The sequence below is a fragment of the Streptococcus oralis subsp. tigurinus genome (assembly GCF_002093545.1).
Taxonomy (GTDB): Bacteria; Bacillota; Bacilli; order Lactobacillales; family Streptococcaceae; genus Streptococcus; species Streptococcus oralis_C.
This window is the reverse complement of record NZ_LNVF01000004.1, coordinates 115,780-138,088: the sequence shown is the minus strand read 5'-3', so window position 1 is coordinate 138,088 and position 22,309 is coordinate 115,780. Positions and strand designations below refer to the sequence as shown.

Sequence of the window (22,309 nt, the reverse complement as noted above, 5' to 3'; positions counted from 1 at the left end):
GAGAGAGCTATGTCTTTAAAAGATAGATTCGATAAATTTATAGATTATTTTACAGAAGATGGGGAAGAAACGACTAACTACCAGACTCAACAAGAGGAAACAGTTAGCCCAGCTATCTCATCTTCTAAAGGATTACCAGCATCTGCTCAGCCGGAATCAGTAAAAGATGCGAATATTACTCGCCTCCATGCTCGTCAACAAGAGTTGGCAAAGCAAAACCATCACTCAGATGAGAAAGTGACGATTGATGTTCGTTATCCAAGAAAGTATGAGGATGCAACTGAGATTGTTGATTTGTTAACTGGAAATGAAAGCATCTTGATTGATTTCCAATACATGACAGAAGTACAAGCGCGCCGCTGCCTTGATTACTTGGACGGAGCCCGTCACGTCTTGGCTGGAAATATGAAAAAAGTTGCGAGTACGATGTATCTATTGACGCCTGTCAACGTTATCGTGAATATTGAGGATATCAAACTTCCAGACGAATCACAAGGTGCCGAGTTCGGCTTTGATATTAAACGAAATAGAGCAAGATAATGATTTTCTTAATCCGTTTAATTCAAAATGCAGTTAGCATTTACTCCATCATTCTCGTTGCATTTGCTCTTCTTTCATGGTTTCCAAATGCCTATGAAAGTCAACTAGGTCGCTTAGTCATCAGACTTGCTCGTCCAGTTATCGAGCCACTTCGTAAGCTCAATTTACAATTTGCTGGTCTTGATTTTACGGTTTGGGCTGCGCTGATTCTAATCCAGTTTGTTGGAAATCTCTTAACACGACTAGTGCTATTACTATGACAGTAAATCGAGCCATTTATCAGCATTTTTCCCAAGATGATATTCCCTTTATTGATAAGGGTTTAGAGTGGATCAAGCGGGTAGAAGATACATATGCACCAATGCTTACTCCTTTTATCAATCCCCATCAGGAACAGATCTTGAGGGTGCTAGCTGGGACATATGGACTGGGTTGCCAAAGTAGTGGTGATTTTCTTCCGACGGAGTCGGTTCGTGTTCTTCTGTATCCAGATTACTTTGAACCGGAAATATCAGACTTTGAAATGACCTTGTTAGAAATTTGCTATCCGAGCAAGTTTGAACAGCTGAGCCATGGAAAAATATTGGGAACAGTCATCAACCAGCTAGGAATTGATCGTAAATTATTTGGTGATATCTTGGTAGATGAAAAGAGAGCACAGATTTTTGTCAATCGTGATTTTATTCCTCTTTTTCAGGATGGAATAAGAAAGATTGGCAGACTTCCTGTATCGCTGGAGGAACGTCCTTTTACCGATAGGATTATATCTAAAATTGACTTTAGAGAACGAGAAATTTTAGTTTCGAGTTTTCGATTGGATGCCCTCTTATCAAGTGCCTTGAAATTATCTAGAAATCAAACCAGTCAACTGATTGAGAAAAAATCTGTCCAGGTAAACTATCATCTGGTTGAAAAATCTGATTACCAGGTTGCCGTTGGGGATTTGATCAGTGTTAGAAAGTTTGGTCGTCTAAAAGTTGTCAAAGACAATGGACAGACAAAAAAAGACAAGATAAAATTAAGCATTCAATTATTATTAAGTAAGTGAGGAAAAGTATGCCAATTACATCGTTAGAAATTAAAGATAAAACCTTTGGTACAAGATTTAGAGGTTTTGACCCAGAAGAAGTAGATGAATTTCTTGATATCGTTGTTCGTGACTATGAAGATTTGGTTCGTAGTAATCACGACAAAGAGACACACATCAAGAGTTTGGAAGAACGTTTGTCTTACTTTGATGAGATGAAAGATTCCTTGAGTCAGTCAGTTTTGATTGCTCAAGATACTGCGGAGCGTGTCAAACAGGCTGCTCAAGAACGTTCGAACAATATTATTCAACAAGCTGAACAAGACGCTCAGCGTTTGCTAGAAGAAGCAAAATACAAGGCAAATGAAATTCTCCGTCAGGCAACAGATAATGCTAAGAAAGTGGCTGTTGAGACAGAAGAGTTGAAGAACAAGAGTCGTGTATTCCATCAACGCCTCAAGTCTACGATTGAAAGTCAATTGGCTATTGTTGAGTCATCAGATTGGGAAGACATTCTTCGCCCAACAGCAACGTATCTTCAAACAAGCGATGAAGCCTTTAAAGAAGTGGTGGGTGAAGTTCTTGGTGAAACTATTCCTTCTCAACCAGAGGAAGAGCCAATTGATATGACTCGTCAATTCACACCAGAAGAGGTTGCTGAGTTGCAAGCTCGTATCGAGGCTGGAAATAAAGAATTGGCTGAGTTTGAAGCTCAACAGAATCAACATACAGATGAAAGTGAACAACATGAAGAGTCAGTTGACGTAGAAACTACTGCAACAACTGAGGAAGATGCAAACAAAGAATCTGTTCTTATTCTATAAAAGTAAATGTGAGAACAAAATCTAACCAACTATATTTTCAGCGAGCGGGAGATGGTGTGAGCCCTGCAATCCCTAGTCGTTAGATTATCCTCTCAACGAATCCAGTCTGAAAACAGTAAGACTGGACGTTCCCCACGTTACGGGAAAAGAGGAAAAGAGACACTGTCTTTTTTCGAACAAAGGTGGTACCACGATTTTCGTCCTTTTTGGAAGTCGTGGTTTTTAATTTGTTAATATTTATAAAGGAGATACCATGAAACTCAAAGATACCCTTAACCTTGGGAAAACAGCTTTCCCAATGCGAGCAGGACTTCCTACCAAAGAGCCAGTTTGGCAAAAGGAATGGGAAGATGCAAAACTTTACCAACGTCGTCAAGAATTGAACCAAGGAAAACCGCATTTCACCTTGCATGATGGCCCTCCATATGCAAACGGAAATATCCACGTTGGACACGCTATGAACAAGATTTCCAAAGATATTATTGTTCGTTCTAAGTCTATGTCAGGATTTTACGCCCCTTATATCCCAGGTTGGGATACACATGGTCTGCCAATCGAGCAAGTTTTGGCGAAACAGGGTGTTAAACGCAAAGAAATGGATTTGGTTGAGTACTTGAAACTTTGCCGTGACTATGCTCTTTCTCAAGTAGATAAACAACGAGAAGACTTTAAACGTTTGGGTGTTTCTGGTGACTGGGAAAATCCTTATGTGACCTTGACTCCAGACTATGAAGCGGCTCAAATCCGTGTCTTTGGTGAAATGGCTAAGAAAGGCTACATCTACCGTGGTGCCAAGCCGGTTTACTGGTCATGGTCATCTGAGTCAGCTCTTGCAGAAGCGGAAATTGAATACCATGACTTGCTTTCAACTTCCCTTTACTATGCTAACCGCGTCAAAGATGGCAAAGGTGTCCTAGATACAGATACTTATATCGTCGTATGGACAACTACACCATTTACTATCACAGCATCTCGTGGTTTGACAGTTGGAGCAGATATTGATTATGTATTGGTACAACCAGCTGGCGAATCTCGTAAGTTTGTGGTTGCTTCAGAATTACTGAATAGTCTTTCTGAGAAATTTGGCTGGGCTGATGTTCAGGTCTTGGCGACCTACCGTGGTCAAGAATTGAATAAAATTGTGACAGCTCACCCATGGGATACAGATGTAGATGAGTTGGTGATCCTCGGTGACCACGTTACGACTGACTCTGGTACTGGTATTGTCCATACAGCCCCTGGTTTTGGTGAGGACGACTACAATGTCGGTGTTGCTAACGGCCTTGAAGTTGCTGTAACAGTTAACGAACGCGGTATTATGATGGCCAATGCTGGCTCTGACTTTGAAGGTCAATTCTATGACAAGGTTGTACCAACTGTTATCGAAAAACTTGGTGATTTGCTCCTTGCTCAAGAAGAAATATCCCACTCATACCCATTTGACTGGCGTACGAAAAAACCAATCATCTGGCGTGCAGTACCACAATGGTTTGCCTCTGTATCTAAATTCCGCCAAGAAATCTTGGATGAAATTGAAAAAGTGAAATTCCACTCAGAATGGGGTAAAGTTCGTCTTTACAACATGATTCGCGACCGTGGCGACTGGGTTATCTCTCGTCAACGTGCTTGGGGTGTTCCACTTCCAATCTTCTATGCTGAAGATGGTACAGCAATCATGACAGCTGAAACGATCGAGCACGTGGCTCAACTCTTTGAGGAACACGGTTCTATCATCTGGTGGGAGTGTGATGCTAAGGATCTCTTGCCAGAAGGATTCACCCATCCAGGTTCACCAAATGGCGAGTTCAAGAAAGAAACAGATATCATGGACGTTTGGTTTGACTCAGGTTCATCATGGAATGGGGTTGTAGTAAACCGTCCAGAATTGACTTACCCAGCAGACCTTTATCTTGAGGGTTCTGACCAATACCGTGGTTGGTTCAACTCTTCACTCATCACATCTGTTGCCAACCATGGCGTAGCGCCATACAAACAAATCTTATCACAAGGTTTTGCCCTTGACGGTAAAGGTGAGAAGATGTCTAAATCCCTTGGGAATACCATTGCTCCAAGTGATGTTGAAAAACAATTTGGTGCGGAAATCTTGCGTCTCTGGGTGACAAGTGTTGACTCAAGCAACGACGTGCGTATCTCTATGGATATCTTGAGCCAAGTCTCTGAAACTTACCGTAAGATCCGTAACACTCTTCGTTTCTTGATTGCCAATACATCTGACTTTAACCCAGCTCAAGACGCAGTGGCTTACGATGAGCTTCGTTCTGTTGATAAGTACATGACCATTCGCTTTAACCAGCTTGTGAAAACGATTCGTGATGCTTATGCTGACTTTGAATTCTTGACAATCTATAAGGCATTGGTGAACTTTATTAACGTTGACTTGTCTGCCTTCTACCTTGATTTTGCCAAAGATGTTGTCTACATCGAAGGTGCCAAATCACTCGAACGCCGTCAAATGCAAACAGTCTTCTATGACATTCTTGTCAAAATCACCAAACTCTTGACACCAATCCTTCCTCACACTGCGGAAGAAATCTGGTCCTATCTTGAGTTTGAAGCTGAAGACTTCGTTCAATTATCAGAATTACCAGAAGCTGAAACTTTTGCCAACCAAGAAGAAATCTTGGATACATGGGTAGCCTTTATGGATTTCCGTGGACAAGCTCAAAAAGCCTTGGAAGAAGCTCGTAATGCAAAAGTAATCGGTAAATCACTCGAAGCCCACTTGACAGTTTATCCAAATGAAGTGGTGAAAACTCTTCTTGGAGCATTGGATAGCAATGTGGCTCAACTTTTGATCGTGTCAGAATTGACCATTGCTGAAGGTACAGCTCCAGAGAGTGCAGTAAGCTTTGAAGATGTTGCCTTTACAGTTGAACGCGCTGCAGGTGAAGTATGTGACCGCTGCCGTCGTATCGATCCAACTACTGCAGAACGTAGCTACCATGCAGTTATCTGTGACCACTGTGCAAGTATCGTAGAAGAAAACTTTGCAGATGCAGTCGCAGAAGGATTTGAAGCGAAATAATCAGAATAGACTGAGAAAGGTCGCTAAAATCATAAAAAACGCATAATATCAAGAGTTCAAGTGCTTTGATATTATGCGTTTTATCATAGGAAAATTTACTAGTCCATTTCTTCAAATGAAGTTTTTCCTAGCCTGTCCGTGTAGATAATTAAAATAAATAACTATTCAGTTTTCTCATAATTTTAGATTTCTAATAATTATCAAGGGACTATAGAACTTAAAGCTATTTTTTGAAAATCAATATTTATTATAAAATTTTATAAGACTGTTTAATTTTTAGAGAAACTATGATAGAATAATACCTATAAAAATTTTAAGGAGATTATTATGAAAACAAATACACTTGCTCGTGTCAATGCTATTTTTGGTCTTATTTCAGGAATTGTATTGCTTTTAGCGCCAGTCATCATGTTTATCATGGCTGTTGGAGCTGCTGCGGCAACTGAAGATGCAGATGTAGCAGTTGGGACATTGACAGGGCTCTCAATTATTTTGTTATTGGTTAAAATTGCTGTTTTAGTACTGGGGATTGTGGCTATTGTTTATTATAAAGATGATGAACGTGTTACGAATGCACCTTCTGTCTTGCTCATTGTAGGTGGTGCGGTCGGCTTGATTCCATTGTTGGGATGGGTAGGTGGAATTTTAACCATTATTGGTGGTTCACTTTACTTTGGAACATTGAAAAAATTTGTAATTGAAGAGTAGTAGTTTTCCAATTATTTTTTGGGGACTATTTCATCCTCTATCGAGAACAATTATGATAGTGCGATAAAGAGAAGACTGATAAGCTCTTCTCTTTTTAGTTGATTTTAACTAGCTTTTTTGTGAAAAATTGTGTAAAATAGAATAGATAAACGAGGGAAACCTCGAAAAATAAAAGGAGAATCCATCTAATGGTAAAATTGGTTTTTGCTCGCCATGGTGAGTCTGAATGGAACAAAGCTAACCTTTTCACTGGTTGGGCTGATGTTGATTTGTCTGATAAAGGAACACAACAAGCGATTGACGCTGGTAAATTGATCAAGGAAGCTGGTATCGAATTTGACCAAGCTTACACTTCAGTATTGAAACGTGCGATTAAAACAACAAATTTGGCTCTTGAAGCTGCTGACCAACTCTGGGTTCCAGTTGAAAAATCATGGCGCTTGAACGAACGTCACTACGGTGGTTTGACTGGTAAAAACAAAGCTGAAGCTGCTGAACAATTTGGTGATGAGCAAGTTCATATCTGGCGCCGTTCATACGATGTATTGCCTCCTGCAATGCCTCATGATGACGAATACTCAGCACATACTGACCGTCGTTACGCTTCACTTGACGATTCAGTCATTCCAGATGCTGAAAACTTGAAAGTGACTTTGGAACGTGCCCTTCCATTCTGGGAAGATAAAATCGCTCCAGCACTTAAAGATGGTAAAAACGTATTCGTAGGAGCTCACGGTAACTCAATCCGTGCCCTTGTAAAACACATCAAACACTTGTCAGATGATGAAATCATGGGTGTAGAAATCCCTAACTTCCCACCATTGGTATTCGAATTCGACGAAAAATTGAACGTCGTAAAAGAATACTATCTTGGAAAATAATCTATAAACAGAAAGCCTAGGATTCCTAGGCTTTTTGTTTTTGCTTCTGGTTTCCAACTAGTTGAAAAAGCGTTATAATGATAATAGGAAGTAATTTGTTTGAGAGAAGGTGTGTCTGATGGCTTATATTGAGATGAAACACAGCTACAAGCGTTACCAGGTTGGGGATACAGAGATTGTGGCTAATCGTGATGTGAATTTTGAAATTGAAAAAGGGGAGCTGGTTATCATACTTGGCGCTTCAGGTGCTGGAAAATCAACCGTTCTCAATCTTTTAGGAGGTATGGATACCAATGATGAGGGGGAGATTTGGATTGATGGTGCCAATATTGCCAACTATAGTTCGCACCAACGAACAAACTATCGTCGTGAAGATGTAGGCTTTGTTTTTCAATTTTACAATCTGGTCTCCAATCTGACAGCCAAGGAAAATGTGGAACTGGCTTCAGAAATCGTGACAGATGCCTTGGATCCAGAGCAAGTGCTCAAAGATGTAGGTCTGGCTCATCGCCTGAATAACTTTCCAGCCCAGCTTTCTGGAGGGGAGCAACAGCGAGTCTCCATTGCACGTGCTGTAGCCAAAAATCCTAAAATCCTCCTTTGTGATGAACCGACGGGTGCCTTGGATTACCAGACGGGGAAGCAAGTCTTGAAGATTCTCCAAGACATGTCTCGTCAAAAAGGAGCAACGGTGATTATCGTAACCCACAATGGCGCGCTAGCCCCTATTGCAGATCGGGTGATTCATATGCGCGATGCCACGGTTAAGAGCATGACAGTCAATGAGCATCCGCAGGATATCGATACATTGGAGTATTAGCATGAAAAAAACGTATCGGAAAGACCTATTTCAGTCAGTGACGGCTTCAAAGGGACGCTTTGTTTCTATCCTGACCTTGATGATGCTGGGTTCTTTAGCCCTTATTGGTCTCAAAGTGGCCAGTCCAAATATGGAACGTACGGCAGGGGATTATCTCCGTAAAGCCAATACCCTAGATCTGGCAGTGATAGCTGATTATGGCTTGGACAAAGAAGACCAAGACGAATTAAAGGCCCTTCAAGGAGCAAGTGTTGAGTTTGGTTATATGGCAGACCTAACCGTTGAAAATAGTGAAGAAGCGGTTCGACTTTATTCCAAGCCAGAGGGGATTTCAACCTTCCAAGTGACAGAAGGGCGACTGCCAGAGGCTGATGAGGAAATTGCCCTAGCCGACTTCTGGAAAGACCGCTATCAGATTGGGCAGACCATTACCTTTACTAAGAAAGAAGAAGGGAAGTCCGTCCTAAAATCCCAAACTTTTACAATTACTGGATTTGTTCAGTCGGGTGAGATGCTTTCTCAAAAAGACTTAGGGAGTGCTAGCAGTGGAAATGGAAGCTTGGCTGGCTATGGAGTGATTTTGCCCAGCCAGTTTGATTCAGATGTTTATAGTATTGCGCGTGTGCGCTATGATGATTTAAAAAATCTGGATGCTTTTTCATCAGACTATAAAACCAAACGAACCCAACATCAGGAAGAGTTGCAAGATTTGCTAGCCGATAATGGTCAAAAACGATTGGTAAGCATCAAAGCCAATGGGCAAAAGAGCTTGGAAGAGGGGAAAGAACAGCTCCAAACTGCTGAAAGCAACTTTCAAAATGGCAATAGTCAGTTAGAGCAGGCTGAAAGTCGCTTGAAAACCCAAGAAGAACAAGCGACCGCTTTACCAGAACCGCAAAAGAGTCAAATCGAGGGACAGCTGATAAAAGCAAAGGAAGAACTGGCGACTCAAAAAGAAAAACTGGCTCAGACAGAGAGTGATCTAACTAAGGAAAAAGAGAAGCTTGAACAGCGTCAGAAAGAGCTTGATGAACTGGCAGAGCCGAAATATCACGTATACAATCGCCAAACCATGCCAGGGGGTCAAGGCTATCTCATGTACAGTAACGCTTCAGCAAGCATTCGTTCTGTCGGGAATATCTTCCCTGTTGTGCTTTATATGGTCGCTGCAATGGTGACCTTTACAACTATGACTCGCTTTGTGGATGAAGAACGTACCAATGCCGGTATTTTCAAGGCCCTAGGTTACCGGAATCAAGATATAATTGCCAAGTTTGTCCTCTATGGTTTTCTTGCAGGAACTGTAGGAACCATTTTAGGAACGCTTCTAGGACATTATCTCCTTGCAGGCGTGATTTCGGATGTTATAACAGCAGGAATGGTCGTTGGGAAAAGCCAGGAGTATTTTTACTGGTCTTATAGCATCCTTGCCCTAGCCTTGAGTTGGGTATCCAGTGTCTTGCCAGCTTATCTGGTGGCGCGGAGGGAATTACACGATGAAGCAGCCCAACTTTTGCTTCCCAAACCTCCCGTTAAAGGATCAAAGATTTTGCTGGAACGGTTGAGCTTTATATGGAGTCGTTTGAGCTTCACTCATAAGGTCACAGCGCGAAATATTTTCCGTTATAAGCAACGGATGTTGATGACCATTTTTGGAGTTGCGGGTTCGGTTGCTCTCCTATTTGCAGGTCTTGGTATTCAGTCTTCTGTGGGAGGAGTTGTGGAGCGCCAATTTGAACAAATCCAGCAATACCAGATGATTGTAGCGGAAAAGAGCAGTTCCAGTGAGCAAGAAAAAGCAGATCTAGAAAGTGCCTTGCAAGCTGAGCCTATCCATGCTTTTCAAAAGATTTACTCTAAAACCATTGAAAAAGATTTCAAAGGGAAAGCAGGACCTCAGACTATCACCATGATGGTTACTAGTGGCGAAGACTTCAAACCCTTTATCGCATTAGAGGAAAATAGGCGAGAGTTGCAGGTCACTGATGGAGCGGTCGTGAGTCAAAAATTAGCCCAACTAGCAGGTGTTACGATTGGAGACGAGCTGGAGCTTGATGGGAAGGAAATCAAGGTCGCAGCTATTTCTGAAAACTATGTTGGACACTTTGTTTATCTCAACCGAGCGACATACGAACAAGTCTACGGTACCAGTCCACAAGACAATACCTACCTAGTAAAATTAAAAGATCCAACACCTTCCAATACGGAGAAAGAAGCTGCTATCTTTATGGAAAAAGCAGCTATTTCTGGGGTCGTCCAAAATGCGACGGCCATCCATCTCTTTGAATCCGTGGCTAGTTCGCTCAATAAAACCATGGCCATCCTTGTCCTTGTTTCCGTTTTACTAGCCATTGTCATTCTTTACAATCTCACTAACATCAATGTCGCAGAACGTATCCGTGAACTTTCCACTATTAAGGTTCTTGGTTTCCACAATAAAGAAGTGACCCTTTATATCTACCGCGAGACTATGGTGCTGTCCCTTGTGGGGATTGTTCTCGGTTTGGTAGCTGGCCACTATTTACATCAATTTTTGATTCAAATGATTTCACCTGCCACCATACTCTTTTATCCACAAGTCAGCTGGGAAGTCTATGCGCTTCCAATCGTCGCAGTGACTGTAATCTTAGCCTTATTAGGCCTATTTGTCAATCACCACTTGAGAAAAGTGGATATGCTCGAAGCCCTGAAATCAGTAGAGTAATTCACGGTTTTAAACAGTAAATCAGTTGACAAAGTCCCTGCTTCTTGGTAGAATAAGAACTGTCGTAAAGACAAATAACTTCTTCTTGGTTACAGGCATGCCAACCTGTCACTCGGATGAAGCCAAATAAAAAGGAGAAACATCATGGCAATCTCAAAAGAGAAAAAAAATGAAATCATCGCACAATATGCACGTCACGAAGGTGATACAGGTTCAGTAGAGGTTCAAGTTGCTGTCCTTACTTGGGAAATCAACCACCTTAACGAACACATCAAACAACACAAAAAAGACCACGCTACTTACCGTGGATTGATGAAGAAAATCGGTCGCCGTCGTAACTTGCTTGCATACTTGCGTAAAAACGACGTTAACCGTTACCGTGAGTTAATCAACTCTCTTGGACTTCGTCGTTAATCTTGCGTCTAAAACGTTTCTATACTTCGTTGGCTTCGACTCGATGTACCATTAGTACAATCTTCGCCTCGTCGCCTAGTCTATAAACGTTTTATCCAGCAAGATTGGAGCTCTCTGATATTCAGAGGGCTTTTTATGTTGTCACCTTGCCTCGATATACTCAAGTATAATCTTCGGTTACGGTTCCTAGCACTGTAAGGTAAAATAAACCAGATCATCTCCCTTCGGGGAGATTTTTTGTTTCACTAACATTTTTGTACAATCTTCGGCTCATCGCCTAGTCTATAAACGGTTTATCCGGCAAGAATCACGATGCAGAGGGCGTTAAAAATCCGTATGAAAATAGGGAAAGGAAACAGTGTTCGATGAACACAAGGAGTTTCATCTTTTTCACTAGGATTTTAGCCCGAGCTCAAATCAGCTCTCTGACTTCAGAGAGCTTTTTTATTGAGGTTTTATCGGTCATAATTTTGGAGACTACAAAAACAAAATTGAACCAATTATAGTCAATGCAATCGTTTTATCGGTCATAATTTTGGAGACTACAAAAACCCTTCCTTATTCTCTAAAACGGCATCTTGTGTTTTATCGGTCATAATTTTGGAGACTACAAAAACTTCGACAATCATAGCTGAAGCTGAAGGGTCGTTTTATCGGTCATAATTTTGGAGACTACAAAAACTTGTTCATCGATGTATGCCAATAAGCAAAAGTTTTATCGGTCATAATTTTGGAGACTACAAAAACAGAAATAGAACGAAATAAAATTATTTTATAGTTTTATCGGTCATAATTTTGGAGACTACAAAAACCTCAAATAGTATCAGCTAATGACACCATGAAGGTGCGCAGTTACTCGGCTTTTCAAGCCGAGTAACTGTCTGCAAGCCCCCTCGGAGAGCCCACACTTTACGAAGTAAAGTATAGTATGTTATACTTTACATGGAAGTAGTCACCGAATTCCAGTTAGAAATTACTTTGTAACTACGTTTTGAGGAGGAGTAAAATGCTTTCCTACGTTCGACATTACCCACTAGCGATAGCTAAATTAATGTGTCTGTGCTCTCCTAAAATCTGCTGATTTATTACTAACTAATACAGGAGGTTTTTATGGGACAGACAATCATATCTGCTATTGGTGTTTATATTTCCACCAGTATCGATTATTTAATTATTTTAATTATTTTATTTGCACAGCTATCACAGAATAAACAGAAATGGCATATTTATGCGGGGCAATATCTAGGAATAGGCTTACTTGTAGGGGCGAGTTTAGTTGCTGCTTATGTCGTTAATTTCGTTCCTGAAGAATGGATGGTTGGATTGCTTGGTTTAATCCCTATCTATTTAGGGATTCGCTTTGCAATTGTTGGAGAAGGTGAGGAAGAAGAGGAAGAAATTATTGAAAGATTAGAACAAAGCAAGGCAAATCAACTGTTTTGGACAGTTACATTGCTGACAATTGCGTCTGGCGGAGATAATTTAGGTATCTATATACCTTATTTTGCTTTGTTAGATTGGTCACAGACCCTCGTGGCGTTGCTTGTGTTTGTAATCGGCATAATTATCTTTTGCGAGATTAGTCGGATGTTATCCTCTATTCCGTTAATATTCGAGACAATTGAAAAATACGAGCGAATCATTGTGCCCTTAGTATTCATTCTACTTGGACTATACATCATGTATGAAAATGGCACGATAGAGACTTTTCTGACCGTGTAGATTTTTTTGTTTCACTAGGATTTTAGCCCGAGCTCAAATCAGCTCTCTGATTTTTAGAGGGCTTTTTCTATCTATGTTTCTATCCTTGTTCATCCAATGGAAATATGGTATACTTTTTATGAGAATTTTCTAAATTTTTAATTTTGTTTAAGGAGGTTTTCATGCTTTCCAAATTTTCTGGAAGCCGACGGGACCTGCAATTTGTGTTACTTTTAGGTGTTTTGCTAGGTATTTTAGGGATTTCCCTCTTTCTAGCAGTTTCTATGGGGTCCGTAGCGATTGACTTAGGAGATACCTATCGGATCATTTTGAGCAGGTTGGGATTTCCTCTTGAGATAGGAGAGGTTTCCAAGTCCACTCTTGCCATTGTATGGAACATGAGATTCCCCCGAGTATTGTTAGGTCTGATAGTAGGGGCTGGTCTTTCTATGTGTGGTAGCGTGATGCAGTCTACAGTGAACAATCCCATCGCAGAGCCTTATGTCTTAGGAATTTCTGCGGGTGCAACTCTAGGGGCAACTTTGAGCATCATTCTTGGTTTAAAATTGGTGATTAGCCTTGGGGCTTTCCTTGGAGCTATTTTGGCAACAATCGCTGTCCTTATCATTGCCTCTATGCAGGGAAGGATGACGACTTCTAGTCTGATTTTATCAGGAACGGTGGTCAACGCTCTCTTTCTGGCATTTTCCAACTTTATTATCTCTGTTGGCGCTAATGCGGACAGTGTGATGACCATTAAGTTTTGGACCATGGGTTCGCTTGCAGGGACTACCTGGTCTGACTTATTCTTGCCAACTATGGTGGTAGGAATAGCCTTTCTATTTTTCGCTACCCAGTATCGTGTTTTCAATGCGATGATGATGGGAGATGAGGCTGCTTTAACTTTGGGAATTCCCTTACGCTTCTATTGGTATCTTTACGTGACCGTTGTGGCTGTACTGACAGCTGTCTTAGTGGCAACTTGTGGGATTATTGGATTTGTCGGTCTGATTACTCCACATTTAGCTCGAGGGTTAGTAGGAACAAATTACAGGAGACTTTTTCCCGTTGCAACCTTGCTGGGTGCCCTCTTTGTCATCTGGGCCGATGTACTCTCCCGTATCATCATTCCAAATGCAGAGCTGCCTATTGGTATTTTCACAGCCTTAGTAGGTGCTCCCTTCTTTATCTACATTGTTGGAGGTAGGCGAAGGGAGGTGAGGGCCTGATATGGACTTGATTTGTCAGGATGTTCACTTTGGACTAGGAGAGAAAAAAATCCTCAAAGGAGTTTCTCTTAAGGTTGAGGGGCATCAATTTCACACGATACTAGGACCAAATGGAAGTGGGAAAACCAGTCTGCTTAAACTCCTCTATCGTCAGGAAAGGGCGGACAAAGGCTTGATAAGACTAGATGGAAAGCCACTGGAGCATTGGTCACTCAAAGAAACAGCCAAGCAAATGGCAGTTGTAACCCAGTTTAATCAATTGCAGTTTGATTGTACAGTTGAGGAAATCGTCTTGCTGGGAAGAACTCCCCACCTCTCTTTTTTACAGAAGGAAAAGGAAAGAGATTATGTCCTCGTTCAAGATGCCCTCGTGAAGGTGGATATGCTCGAGAAGAAAACTCGTCTTTATTCGTCCCTGTCGGGGGGAGAGAAACAGCGAGTCTTGTTAGCACGCGCTTTGGCACAAGAACCGACTCTCTTGCTTTTGGACGAACCAACCAATCACCTAGATATCAAGTATCAGCTAGACTTGTTGGCCATTGTAAAGAATCTTAAGGTCAATGTTTTAGCTGTATTGCATGATATTCAACTTGCTTGTCGCTATTCGGATTACCTCTATCTGATGAAAGAGGGAGAAATCCTTTACCAAGGGACTCCAAAGGAGACCATCACCCCAGAGTCATTGCAAACTGTATATGGAGTTCAAAGTCAGGTTACTTGGACCGAGGATCAGCAAGCCATGATTCACTATTTATAAGAAAGAAAAGGAAAACAAGATGAAAAAAACACTCAGTATTTTACTCGTAACAGTAGCTACCTTAACCATGGCAGCTTGTGGTAACACTACTACAGAAAAAGCTACTACACAGTCTAGTACAGAAACAAGTCAAAAGGCGAGCACAGAGACGACTTATCCGTTAACGGTCAAGACCTATGACGCTAAGGGACATGAAGTCGAACAAGTCTTTGACAAGGCACCTGAAAAAGTTATCACCAACAATCTTTCAACCACTGAAATCTTATTGGAACTAGGCTTGAAGGATAAAATTGCTGGCATGCTCAACCCGGACAATGCTGTAACAGGTAAATACAAAGACGCGATTGCGACGATTCCTCAAATTGGGGACAAAAAAACAGTCTCACAAGAGACAGTCCTTTCTTATGAGCCGGACGCAGTAATGGGTCGAAACATGATGTTTTCTGAAAAATCCTTGGGGACAGTTAGCACCTGGAATGAAAATAAAATCCCAGTCTATACGCAAAAAGCCTCTCTCTCAACAATTCAGCAAGATTTAGGGAATATTGTAGAAGATGTCAAAAATCTTGGAATGATTTTTAATGTTCAGGACAAAGCTAATGAATACGCGGCGCAATTACAAGCTAAAATTGAGGCTGTTAAGAAAGCTAATCCAGCAAGTCAAGGTGAAAAGAAAAAGGCTTTGATTATGGTTGCATATAACGACGAAACCTTCGGTACATACAAGTCTGCTTTGCAAGAAAGCTTGCTAAATCAACTTGGTTATACCAACGTCGCAACGGGAACGTCAGGCTTGACCTTGGAAAATCTCGTGTCAATGGACCCTGAGTTGATTATCTATGTGACCAGCGACCGCAATAAAAAATTGGATGCCAACGCAGTAGAGTTGATGAAGGCAAATGAAGTTTTGGAAAACGTTCCTGCAATTAAGAATCAAAAAATCATGACCATTTCTTACGATGAGTTGATGGATTATGGTCCAGCAGTGATTGATTCCCTTGAGAAAATCAATGACTTTATCAATAAATAATGAGTTTGATTGGGAAGGGATTCAAGTTAAGATCAGCCTTCCTTCGGCCTATGATCCCAATCAAACCTATCCAGCGATTCTTTTGAATGATGGAAATTTGGATTTTCTATCTTCCCTTTCAGAATCTGTGATTTTAGTGGGCTTGACCTCTAAAAATCGCCTAGATGACTACACTCCATGGAAGGCAGCTGCTCTGAGAGAGGGGACTCCAGATTTTGGCGGTCAGGCAAAGGTCTATCATGATCATTTATTTGGAGGTCTTTTAGACAGGTTGCAGTCGCTTTATCGCCTGGACAAAAATCGCCTTGCCTATGGAGGGTATTCACTAGGTGGTTTGGCGGCTGTATACAGTCTTTTCCATTTTGACAAGGTCTCCTGTATCTTCTCTATCTGCGGTTCCTTTTGGTTTCCTGATTTTGTGACTTATTGCAAGGAAGAGAAAGTGAGAAATCTAGACTGTTTGCTGTATTTACAGAATGGCCAAACAGAAGGAGCCCATCATACCAATCGCTTGGCTCAAGCACCAGCCTATGCTGAGCAGATCCATACTAGTCTTCAGAAACACTATCCGACTGGTCAATTTGTCTTTGATCCCTATGGGCATCATGAGCAAGTTGCTGAGCGATTTCTAGCCTTTTCCAGCTGGTTGGCCCAAAAATGGAAAATCAAATAAAAGAATTATCCCTTGGCAAAAGCCAAGGGATAATTGTATTATTTAACCAAGAGCCTCTCTCTTCTTATCTGGATTCCAGATAAAGCTTGCGACGAAAGTAAAGATAATCGTTAGGATACCAACAATCACAGCAAGAATGAGGGCTGGGATACGGACAAACCACCAGAGTGGATTGGGTTTTTTATCATTGTGCCACTGCTTGGTTTCTTCGTCCAAACGTTGGAATTCTGTTTGGATACGGTTTGCAACCATTTCAATCCCTTCATCATTCATTTTCTTGATGTCTGAGATATCGATAGGATTTCCAAAGTTCATATCCACACGTTCACGGCTAATCAAGCCTTTCAAGGTCATGGGACCGGTGTAGGTAACAGGCATGATACGGACCTTGGCCATTTTAGCAATCAGAGCAACTCCCCCCTTGACATCATTTGAGTGACGGCTCCCACTTGGAAACATGATGAGAGAGCGGTCGCTTTTTTTGAGGACGTTGATAGGGTACTTGATGGCAGAAGCGCTAGGATTTTCCCGGTCGATAGGAAAGGCGCCACACATACGGATCCACCAGCCAAAGATACGGTTGTTAAACAGCTCTTTTTTGGCCATAAAGATGAACTGTTTTGGCTTGGTCGCAAAGGCCATATAAACAGGATCCCACCAGGTACGGTGAGGTGCGACGAGGATATAGTTTTCGTCTCGGCTAGGGATTTTATCAGTATTGTGATAGTGGGCATTGCCATTGATGGACCACAAGATCAGCATGACTAGTCCACGCAAATAAGTATAAAACATGAGATCTCCTTCGATTGTATTGCTTTTATTATTATACCTTATCAAAAGACTACTGGCAAACTTTTTCAGTTATCGACCAACAGTTTTTGGATGAGATTAGAATTCTTCTAGAAAAAATGATATGATAGAATTCATGGATAAAAATAAGATTATGGGATTAACCCAAAGAGAAGTCAAGGAAAGACAGGCTCAAGGTTTGGTCAATGACTTTACCGCTTCAGCCAGTACCAGTACTTGGCAAATCATCAAACGAAATGTTTTCACACTTTTTAACGCATTAAACTTTGTTATTGCTCTAGCGCTGGCCTTTGTGCAGGCTTGGAGCAATCTGGTCTTCTTTGCCGTTATTTGCTTTAACGCTTTTTCTGGGATTGTGACCGAGCTACGGGCTAAACACATGGTGGACAAGCTCAATCTCATGACTAAGGAAAAGGTCAAAACGATTCGTGATGGACAGGAAGTTGCCCTCAATCCAGAAGAGTTGGTTCTAGGAGATGTCATTCGTCTGTCTGCTGGAGAGCAAATCCCTAGTGATGCACTGGTTCTGGAAGGATTTGCGGAAGTCAATGAAGCCATGTTGACCGGTGAGAGTGATTTGGTACAAAAGGAAGTGGATGCTCTGCTTTTATCAGGAAGTTTCCTAGCCAGTGGCGCAGTTTTGGCTCAAGTTCACCATGTTGGAGCAGACAACTATGCTGCTAAGCTCATGCTGGAAGCTAAGACAGTGAAACCCATCAACTCTCGTATCATGAAATCGCTAGACAAGCTAGCTGGTTTTACTGGGAAGATTATCATTCCCTTTGGTCTAGCTCTCCTGCTAGAAGCCTTGATGTTAAAAGGCTTACCCCTCAAGTCATCCGTTGTAAATTCATCGACAGCCCTTTTGGGGATGTTGCCTAAGGGAATTGCCCTTTTGACCATTACTTCACTCTTGACTGCGGTGATCAAGCTGGGCTTGAAAAAGGTCTTGGTGCAGGAGATGTACTCTGTCGAGACCTTGGCGCGCGTGGATATGCTCTGTCTGGACAAGACGGGGACCATCACCCAAGGAAAGATGCATGTGGAGGCTGTTCTTCCTCTGACAGAAACTTATGGTGACGAGGCTATTGCCAGTATTCTAACCAGCTACATCGCTCATAGTGAGGATAAAAATCCAACCGCCCAAGCCATTCGTCAGCGTTTCCAAGGACAGGTTGCCTATCCTATGATCTCGAATCTTCCATTCTCTAGCGACCGCAAGTGGGGAGCAATGGAGTTAGAAGGGCTAGGAACGGTTTTCTTAGGTGCTCCTGAGATGTTGTTGGACTCTGAAGTACCAGAAGCCAGAGAGGCCTTGGAGAGAGGGTCACGTGTCTTGGTCTTGGCCCTTAGTCAGGAAAAACTAGACCACCACAAACCACAGAAACCTTCTGATATTCAGGCTCTAGCCTTGCTGGAAATCTTGGACCCGATTCGAGAAGGAGCAGCTGAAACGCTAGACTATCTCCGTTCCCAGGAAGTGGGGCTCAAGATTATCTCTGGTGACAATCCAGTCACGGTATCCAGCATTGCTCAGAAGGCTGGGTTTGCAGACTATCACAGCTATGTAGATTGCTCGAAAATCTCCGATGAGAAATTGATGGCCATGGCGGAGGAGACTGCGATTTTCGGACGTGTTTCCCCTCATCAAAAGAAACTCATCATCCAAACGCTGAAAAAAGCAGGGCATACAACGGCTATGACAGGGGATGGTGTCAATGATATCCTGGCCCTTCGTGAGGCGGATTGTTCTATCGTGATGGCGGAGGGGGATCCAGCGACTCGTCAGATTGCTAATCTGGTTCTCTTGAACTCAGACTTCAATGATGTTCCTGAGATTCTCTTTGAAGGTCGTCGTGTGGTCAATAATATCGCCCATATTGCACCGATTTTCTTGATTAAGACGATTTATTCCTTCTTGCTTGCGGTGATTTGTATTGCTAGTGTTCTTCTAGGACGGTCTGAGTGGATTTTGATTTTCCCTTTCATTCCAATCCAGATTACCATGATTGACCAGTTCGTGGAAGGGTTCCCACCATTCGTTCTGACTTTTGAGCGAAATATCAAGCCTGTCGAACCAAACTTCCTCAGAAGATCCATGCTTCGTGCCCTACCAAGCGCTCTCATGGTCGTATTTAGCGTCCTTTTTGTAAAAATATTTGGAAGTAGTCAAGGTTGGTCTGAGTTAGAAATCTCAACCCTACTCTATTATCTCCTTGGGTCTATCGGTTTCTTATCCGTATTTAGAGCCTGCATGCCATTTACCCTCTGGCGTGTTCTCTTGATTGTTTGGTCAGTAGGAGGCTTCCTGACTACAGCTCTCTTCCCAAGAATCCAGAAACTGCTTGAAATATCAACCTTAACTGGACAAACACTGCCTGTTTATGGAACTATGATGCTGGTCTTTACCCTGATTTTCATTCTAACTAGTCGTTATCAAGCTAGAAAATAAAGAAAGACTGCAATCTGTGGATTGCGGTTTTTTTAGGTGCAAGATTGCTAGCTGAAATATGGTATAATAAAAGGTAATAGAGTTTTGGAAAGCGAGAGAAGATGATTTCAAAGAGATTAGAATTGGTGGCGTCCTTTGTGCCCCAAGGTGCTGTGTTACTTGATGTGGGGAGTGACCATGCTTATCTGCCTATCGAGTTGGTCGAAAGAGGCCAAATTAAAAGTGCTATTGCAGGGGAAGTGGTGGAAGGTCCCTACCAGTCTGCGGTCAAAAATGTTGAGGCTCACGGTCTAAAGGAGAAAATCCAAGTTCGTTTAGCCAATGGCTTAGCAGCCTTTGAAGATGTCGACCAAGTATCGGTTATCACCATTGCAGGTATGGGTGGTCGTTTGATTGCTAGGATATTGGAAGAAGGATTGGATAAGCTTGCGAGTGTAGAACGTTTAATCCTCCAGCCAAATAATCGTGAAGACGACTTGCGCATCTGGCTACAAGACCACGGTTTTCAAATCGTAGCAGAAAGCATCCTAGAAGAAGCAGGCAAGTTTTATGAAATTCTAGTTGTGGAAGCAGGACAAATGAAGTTATCTGCCAGTGATGTTCGCTTTGGTCCCTTCTTGTCCAAAGAAGTCAGCCTAGTCTTTATCAAAAAATGGCAAAAAGAAGCTACTAAGCTAGAATTTGCCCTTAACCAAATCCCAGAAAAAAATCTGGAGGAACGTCAAGTCCTAGCAGATAAAATTCAAGCCATCAAGGAGGTTCTCCATGCTAGCAAGTGAAGTGATTAAACGTTATGAAGCCTTTTGTCCGCAAGAATTTTCTATGGAGGGAGACAGTCGTGGTCTGCAAATCGGGACTCTAGACAAGGATATCCAAAGGGTCATGGTTGCCCTTGATATTCGTGAAGACACGGTGGCAGAGGCTATTGAAAAGGGTGTGGATTTGATTATCGCCAAGCACGCGCCGATTTTTCGTCCCATCAAAGACTTGGTTGCTAGCCGTCCGCAAAATCAGATTTACATTGATCTCATCAAGCATGACATCGCAGTTTATGTCAGCCATACCAATATTGACATCGTTGAAAATGGTCTCAATGACTGGTTCTGCCAGATGCTAGGCATTGAGGAGACGACTTATCTGCAGGAAACAGGCCCTGAACGTGGAATTGGTCGTATTGGTGACATTCAACCTCAAACATATGAAGAATTTGCTAGTCATGTCAAGCAAGTCTTTGGTCTAGATAGCCTTCGAATGGTTCATTATCAAGAGAGTGATTTGCAGAAGCCTATTTCAAGAGTAGCCATCTGTGGTGGTAGCGGGCAGTCATTCTACAAGGATGCTTTAGCTAAGGGGGCAGATGTCTATATTACTGGTGACATCTACTACCACACAGCTCAGGATATGTTGTCAGATGGCTTGTTGGCGCTGGACCCGGGCCACTATATCGAAATCCTTTTTGTCGAAAAAATTACTGCGCTCCTTGCCCAATGGAAGGCAGAAAAGGGCTGGCCTATTGAGATTTTGCCTAGTCAAGCATCGACCAATCCTTTCCACCATATCTAGTTAGGAAGTGAAGACAATGAAAAAAGTTGCCATTATTGGAGCAGGGATTGTAGGGGCAACTGCTGCCTACTACCTCTCCAAAGAAGCAGATTTAGAGGTGACCGTTTTTGACTATGGACAAGGTCAGGCTACCAAGGCAGCAGCGGGAATTATCAGTCCTTGGTTTTCAAAACGCCGTAATAAAGCTTGGTACAAGATGGCACGCTTGGGGGCTGACTTTTATGTGGATTTGTTGACTGATTTAGAAAAGTCTGGTCAGGAAATCGACTTTTACCAGCGTTCGGGAGTTTTTCTCTTGAAAAAGGATGAATCCAAGTTGGAAGAACTTTATGAACTAGCCTTTCAGCGCAGAGAAGAATCTCCCTTGATAGGCCAGTTAGCTATTCTGGACCAAGCCTCAGCTAATGAATTATTTCCTGGCTTGCAGGGATTTGACCACCTGCTCTATGCTTCTGGTGGGGCAAGAGTAGATGGCCAGCTCTTAGTGACTCGTTTGCTAGAAGCCAGTCAGGTCAAGCTGGTCAAAGAAAAAGTGAGTCTGACACCTTTAGCGTCCGGTTATCAGATTGGCGAAGAGGTGCTTGAACGGGTTATTTTAGCGACGGGAGCTTGGTTGGGGGATATTTTGGAGCCTTTAGGATATGAGGTAGATGTTCGTCCCCAAAAGGGGCAACTCCGAGATTATCAGATTTCCAAAAACATGGAAGCTTACCCTGTTGTCATGCCAGAAGGGGAGTGGGATTTGATTCCTTTTGCAGGTGGGAAATTGTCCTTAGGCGCTACTCATGAAAATGATATGGGATTTGATTTGACAGTAGATGAAACCTTGCTCCAACAAATGGAGGAGGCAGTCTTACCTCACTATCCAGCCTTGGCTAAAGCGACTTCCAGAGCTGAGCGTGTGGGAATCCGTGCCTATACCAGTGATTTCTCCCCTTTCTTTGGACAGGTGCCAGGCTTAGCAGGTGTCTATGCGGCTAGTGGTCTAGGTTCATCAGGCCTCACAACGGGTCCTATCATCGGTTACCATTTAGCTCAACTGATCCAAGACAAGGAATTGACTCTGGACCCAGTAAACTATCCAATCGCAAACTATGTCAAACGAGTAAAAAGCGAATAATACTCAATGA

The 22,309-nt window shown here is 42.3% G+C and carries 20 protein-coding genes and 1 CRISPR repeat array; of the genes, 19 read left to right on the top strand and 1 reads right to left on the bottom strand.

Annotation, left to right across the window (positions count from 1 at the left end; translation table 11 throughout):
- The first annotated feature begins 9 nt into the window (after positions 1-9).
- From ATE34_RS06570 to ATE34_RS06500, 15 genes are all read left to right on the top strand, one after another.
- The gene (locus tag ATE34_RS06570; protein WP_000053369.1) at positions 10-540 is read left to right on the top strand and encodes a cell division protein SepF; all 531 of its coding nucleotides are present in this window, start codon (positions 10-12) and stop codon (positions 538-540) included.
- Positions 540-800 (top strand): YggT family protein, encoded by a 261-nt coding sequence (locus tag ATE34_RS06565; protein WP_000576501.1) that lies wholly within the window; start codon positions 540-542, stop codon positions 798-800. The genes ATE34_RS06570 and ATE34_RS06565 overlap by 1 nt, the downstream gene beginning before the upstream one ends.
- On the top strand, positions 797-1,588 hold the full coding sequence (locus tag ATE34_RS06560; protein WP_061598136.1) for a YlmH family RNA-binding protein: 792 nt from the start codon (positions 797-799) through the stop codon (positions 1,586-1,588). Before ATE34_RS06565 ends, ATE34_RS06560 begins: the two co-directional genes overlap by 4 nt.
- Before the next feature lie 8 nt (positions 1,589-1,596).
- A complete protein-coding gene (locus ATE34_RS06555; RefSeq protein ID WP_061598137.1) occupies positions 1,597-2,391 on the top strand; it encodes a DivIVA domain-containing protein in 795 nt (264 codons plus the stop codon).
- A 253-nt stretch (positions 2,392-2,644) separates the two neighbouring features.
- A complete protein-coding gene (gene ileS, locus ATE34_RS06550) occupies positions 2,645-5,437 on the top strand; it encodes an isoleucine--tRNA ligase (protein ID WP_061598138.1) in 2,793 nt (930 codons plus the stop codon).
- 327 nt (positions 5,438-5,764) lie between these two features.
- Entirely contained in the window at positions 5,765-6,145 is a 381-nt protein-coding gene (locus tag ATE34_RS06545; protein ID WP_061598139.1) for a hypothetical protein, read from the top strand.
- Positions 6,146-6,333: 188 nt separating this feature from the next.
- The gene (locus ATE34_RS06540; protein ID WP_000240120.1) at positions 6,334-7,026 is read left to right on the top strand and encodes a phosphoglycerate mutase; all 693 of its coding nucleotides are present in this window, start codon (positions 6,334-6,336) and stop codon (positions 7,024-7,026) included.
- Between the two features lie 118 nt (positions 7,027-7,144).
- Positions 7,145-7,846, top strand: a complete 702-nt coding sequence (locus tag ATE34_RS06535; protein ID WP_000323386.1) for an ABC transporter ATP-binding protein — start codon at positions 7,145-7,147, stop codon at positions 7,844-7,846.
- Positions 7,842-10,550, top strand: coding sequence for an FtsX-like permease family protein (locus ATE34_RS06530; protein WP_180382682.1), 2,709 nt, complete (start codon positions 7,842-7,844; stop codon positions 10,548-10,550). The genes ATE34_RS06535 and ATE34_RS06530 overlap by 5 nt, the downstream gene beginning before the upstream one ends.
- Positions 10,551-10,694: 144 nt before the next feature.
- Positions 10,695-10,964 (top strand): 30S ribosomal protein S15, encoded by a 270-nt coding sequence (gene rpsO / locus ATE34_RS06525; protein WP_001018251.1) that lies wholly within the window; start codon positions 10,695-10,697, stop codon positions 10,962-10,964.
- Positions 10,965-11,416: 452 nt separating this feature from the next.
- Positions 11,417-11,776: direct repeats of the CRISPR family, unit length 35 nt; unit sequence GTTTTATCGGTCATAATTTTGGAGACTACAAAAAC.
- Between the two features lie 298 nt (positions 11,777-12,074).
- The gene (locus ATE34_RS06520; RefSeq protein WP_084911391.1) at positions 12,075-12,686 is read left to right on the top strand and encodes a CadD family cadmium resistance transporter; all 612 of its coding nucleotides are present in this window, start codon (positions 12,075-12,077) and stop codon (positions 12,684-12,686) included.
- 161 nt (positions 12,687-12,847) lie between these two features.
- Positions 12,848-13,894: a FecCD family ABC transporter permease gene (locus ATE34_RS06515; protein WP_084911390.1), complete on the top strand. Its 1,047-nt coding sequence runs from the start codon at positions 12,848-12,850 to the stop codon at positions 13,892-13,894.
- A 1-nt stretch (position 13,895) separates the two neighbouring features.
- On the top strand, positions 13,896-14,651 hold the full coding sequence (locus ATE34_RS06510) for an ABC transporter ATP-binding protein (protein WP_084911389.1): 756 nt from the start codon (positions 13,896-13,898) through the stop codon (positions 14,649-14,651).
- A gap of 19 nt (positions 14,652-14,670) precedes the next feature.
- Positions 14,671-15,681, top strand: coding sequence for an ABC transporter substrate-binding protein (locus ATE34_RS06505; protein WP_084911388.1), 1,011 nt, complete (start codon positions 14,671-14,673; stop codon positions 15,679-15,681).
- Positions 15,662-16,354, top strand: a complete 693-nt coding sequence (locus ATE34_RS06500; RefSeq protein WP_084911387.1) for an alpha/beta hydrolase — start codon at positions 15,662-15,664, stop codon at positions 16,352-16,354. Before ATE34_RS06505 ends, ATE34_RS06500 begins: the two co-directional genes overlap by 20 nt.
- A 42-nt stretch (positions 16,355-16,396) precedes the next feature.
- Here ATE34_RS06500 and ATE34_RS06495 read toward each other — a convergent pair whose 3' ends face one another.
- Positions 16,397-17,146 (bottom strand): lysophospholipid acyltransferase family protein, encoded by a 750-nt coding sequence (locus tag ATE34_RS06495; protein WP_084911386.1) that lies wholly within the window; start codon positions 17,144-17,146, stop codon positions 16,397-16,399.
- A gap of 133 nt (positions 17,147-17,279) precedes the next feature.
- Between ATE34_RS06495 and ATE34_RS06490 the strand changes: the two genes are divergently transcribed.
- The 4 genes from ATE34_RS06490 (at position 17,280) to ATE34_RS06475 (ending at position 22,299) form a co-directional block, all read left to right on the top strand.
- A complete protein-coding gene (locus tag ATE34_RS06490; protein ID WP_084911408.1) occupies positions 17,280-19,616 on the top strand; it encodes a cation-translocating P-type ATPase in 2,337 nt (778 codons plus the stop codon).
- Positions 19,617-19,717: 101 nt separating this feature from the next.
- Positions 19,718-20,395 carry a tRNA (adenine(22)-N(1))-methyltransferase gene (locus tag ATE34_RS06485; protein ID WP_084911385.1) on the top strand — a complete coding sequence of 226 codons (678 nt, stop codon included), beginning with the start codon at positions 19,718-19,720 and terminating at the stop codon, positions 20,393-20,395.
- Positions 20,382-21,179 (top strand): Nif3-like dinuclear metal center hexameric protein, encoded by a 798-nt coding sequence (locus ATE34_RS06480; RefSeq protein ID WP_061598146.1) that lies wholly within the window; start codon positions 20,382-20,384, stop codon positions 21,177-21,179. The genes ATE34_RS06485 and ATE34_RS06480 overlap by 14 nt, the downstream gene beginning before the upstream one ends.
- A gap of 16 nt (positions 21,180-21,195) precedes the next feature.
- Positions 21,196-22,299, top strand: a complete 1,104-nt coding sequence (locus ATE34_RS06475) for an NAD(P)/FAD-dependent oxidoreductase (protein ID WP_084911384.1) — start codon at positions 21,196-21,198, stop codon at positions 22,297-22,299.
- The last annotated feature ends 10 nt before the right edge of the window (positions 22,300-22,309 follow it).

Bases quoted from the DNA above. Each gene is read 5' to 3' on its own strand.
- ATE34_RS06490 (WP_084911408.1), top strand. From the start codon at position 17,280: ATGGATAAAAATAAGATTATGGGATTAACCCAAAGAGAAGTCAAGGAA.
- ATE34_RS06495 (WP_084911386.1), bottom strand. From the start codon at position 17,146: ATGTTTTATACTTATTTGCGTGGACTAGTCATGCTGATCTTGTGGTCC.
- rpsO (WP_001018251.1), top strand. From the start codon at position 10,695: ATGGCAATCTCAAAAGAGAAAAAAAATGAAATCATCGCACAATATGCA.
- ATE34_RS06555 (WP_061598137.1), top strand. From the start codon at position 1,597: ATGCCAATTACATCGTTAGAAATTAAAGATAAAACCTTTGGTACAAGA.
- ATE34_RS06500 (WP_084911387.1), top strand. From the start codon at position 15,662: ATGACTTTATCAATAAATAATGAGTTTGATTGGGAAGGGATTCAAGTT.
- ATE34_RS06485 (WP_084911385.1), top strand. From the start codon at position 19,718: ATGATTTCAAAGAGATTAGAATTGGTGGCGTCCTTTGTGCCCCAAGGT.
- ATE34_RS06515 (WP_084911390.1), top strand. From the start codon at position 12,848: ATGCTTTCCAAATTTTCTGGAAGCCGACGGGACCTGCAATTTGTGTTA.
- ATE34_RS06545 (WP_061598139.1), top strand. From the start codon at position 5,765: ATGAAAACAAATACACTTGCTCGTGTCAATGCTATTTTTGGTCTTATT.
- ATE34_RS06475 (WP_084911384.1), top strand. From the start codon at position 21,196: ATGAAAAAAGTTGCCATTATTGGAGCAGGGATTGTAGGGGCAACTGCT.
- ATE34_RS06540 (WP_000240120.1), top strand. From the start codon at position 6,334: ATGGTAAAATTGGTTTTTGCTCGCCATGGTGAGTCTGAATGGAACAAA.
- ATE34_RS06520 (WP_084911391.1), top strand. From the start codon at position 12,075: ATGGGACAGACAATCATATCTGCTATTGGTGTTTATATTTCCACCAGT.
- ATE34_RS06565 (WP_000576501.1), top strand. From the start codon at position 540: ATGATTTTCTTAATCCGTTTAATTCAAAATGCAGTTAGCATTTACTCC.
- ATE34_RS06480 (WP_061598146.1), top strand. From the start codon at position 20,382: ATGCTAGCAAGTGAAGTGATTAAACGTTATGAAGCCTTTTGTCCGCAA.
- ATE34_RS06560 (WP_061598136.1), top strand. From the start codon at position 797: ATGACAGTAAATCGAGCCATTTATCAGCATTTTTCCCAAGATGATATT.
- ATE34_RS06505 (WP_084911388.1), top strand. From the start codon at position 14,671: ATGAAAAAAACACTCAGTATTTTACTCGTAACAGTAGCTACCTTAACC.
- ATE34_RS06570 (WP_000053369.1), top strand. From the start codon at position 10: ATGTCTTTAAAAGATAGATTCGATAAATTTATAGATTATTTTACAGAA.
- ATE34_RS06535 (WP_000323386.1), top strand. From the start codon at position 7,145: ATGGCTTATATTGAGATGAAACACAGCTACAAGCGTTACCAGGTTGGG.
- ileS (WP_061598138.1), top strand. From the start codon at position 2,645: ATGAAACTCAAAGATACCCTTAACCTTGGGAAAACAGCTTTCCCAATG.
- ATE34_RS06510 (WP_084911389.1), top strand. From the start codon at position 13,896: ATGGACTTGATTTGTCAGGATGTTCACTTTGGACTAGGAGAGAAAAAA.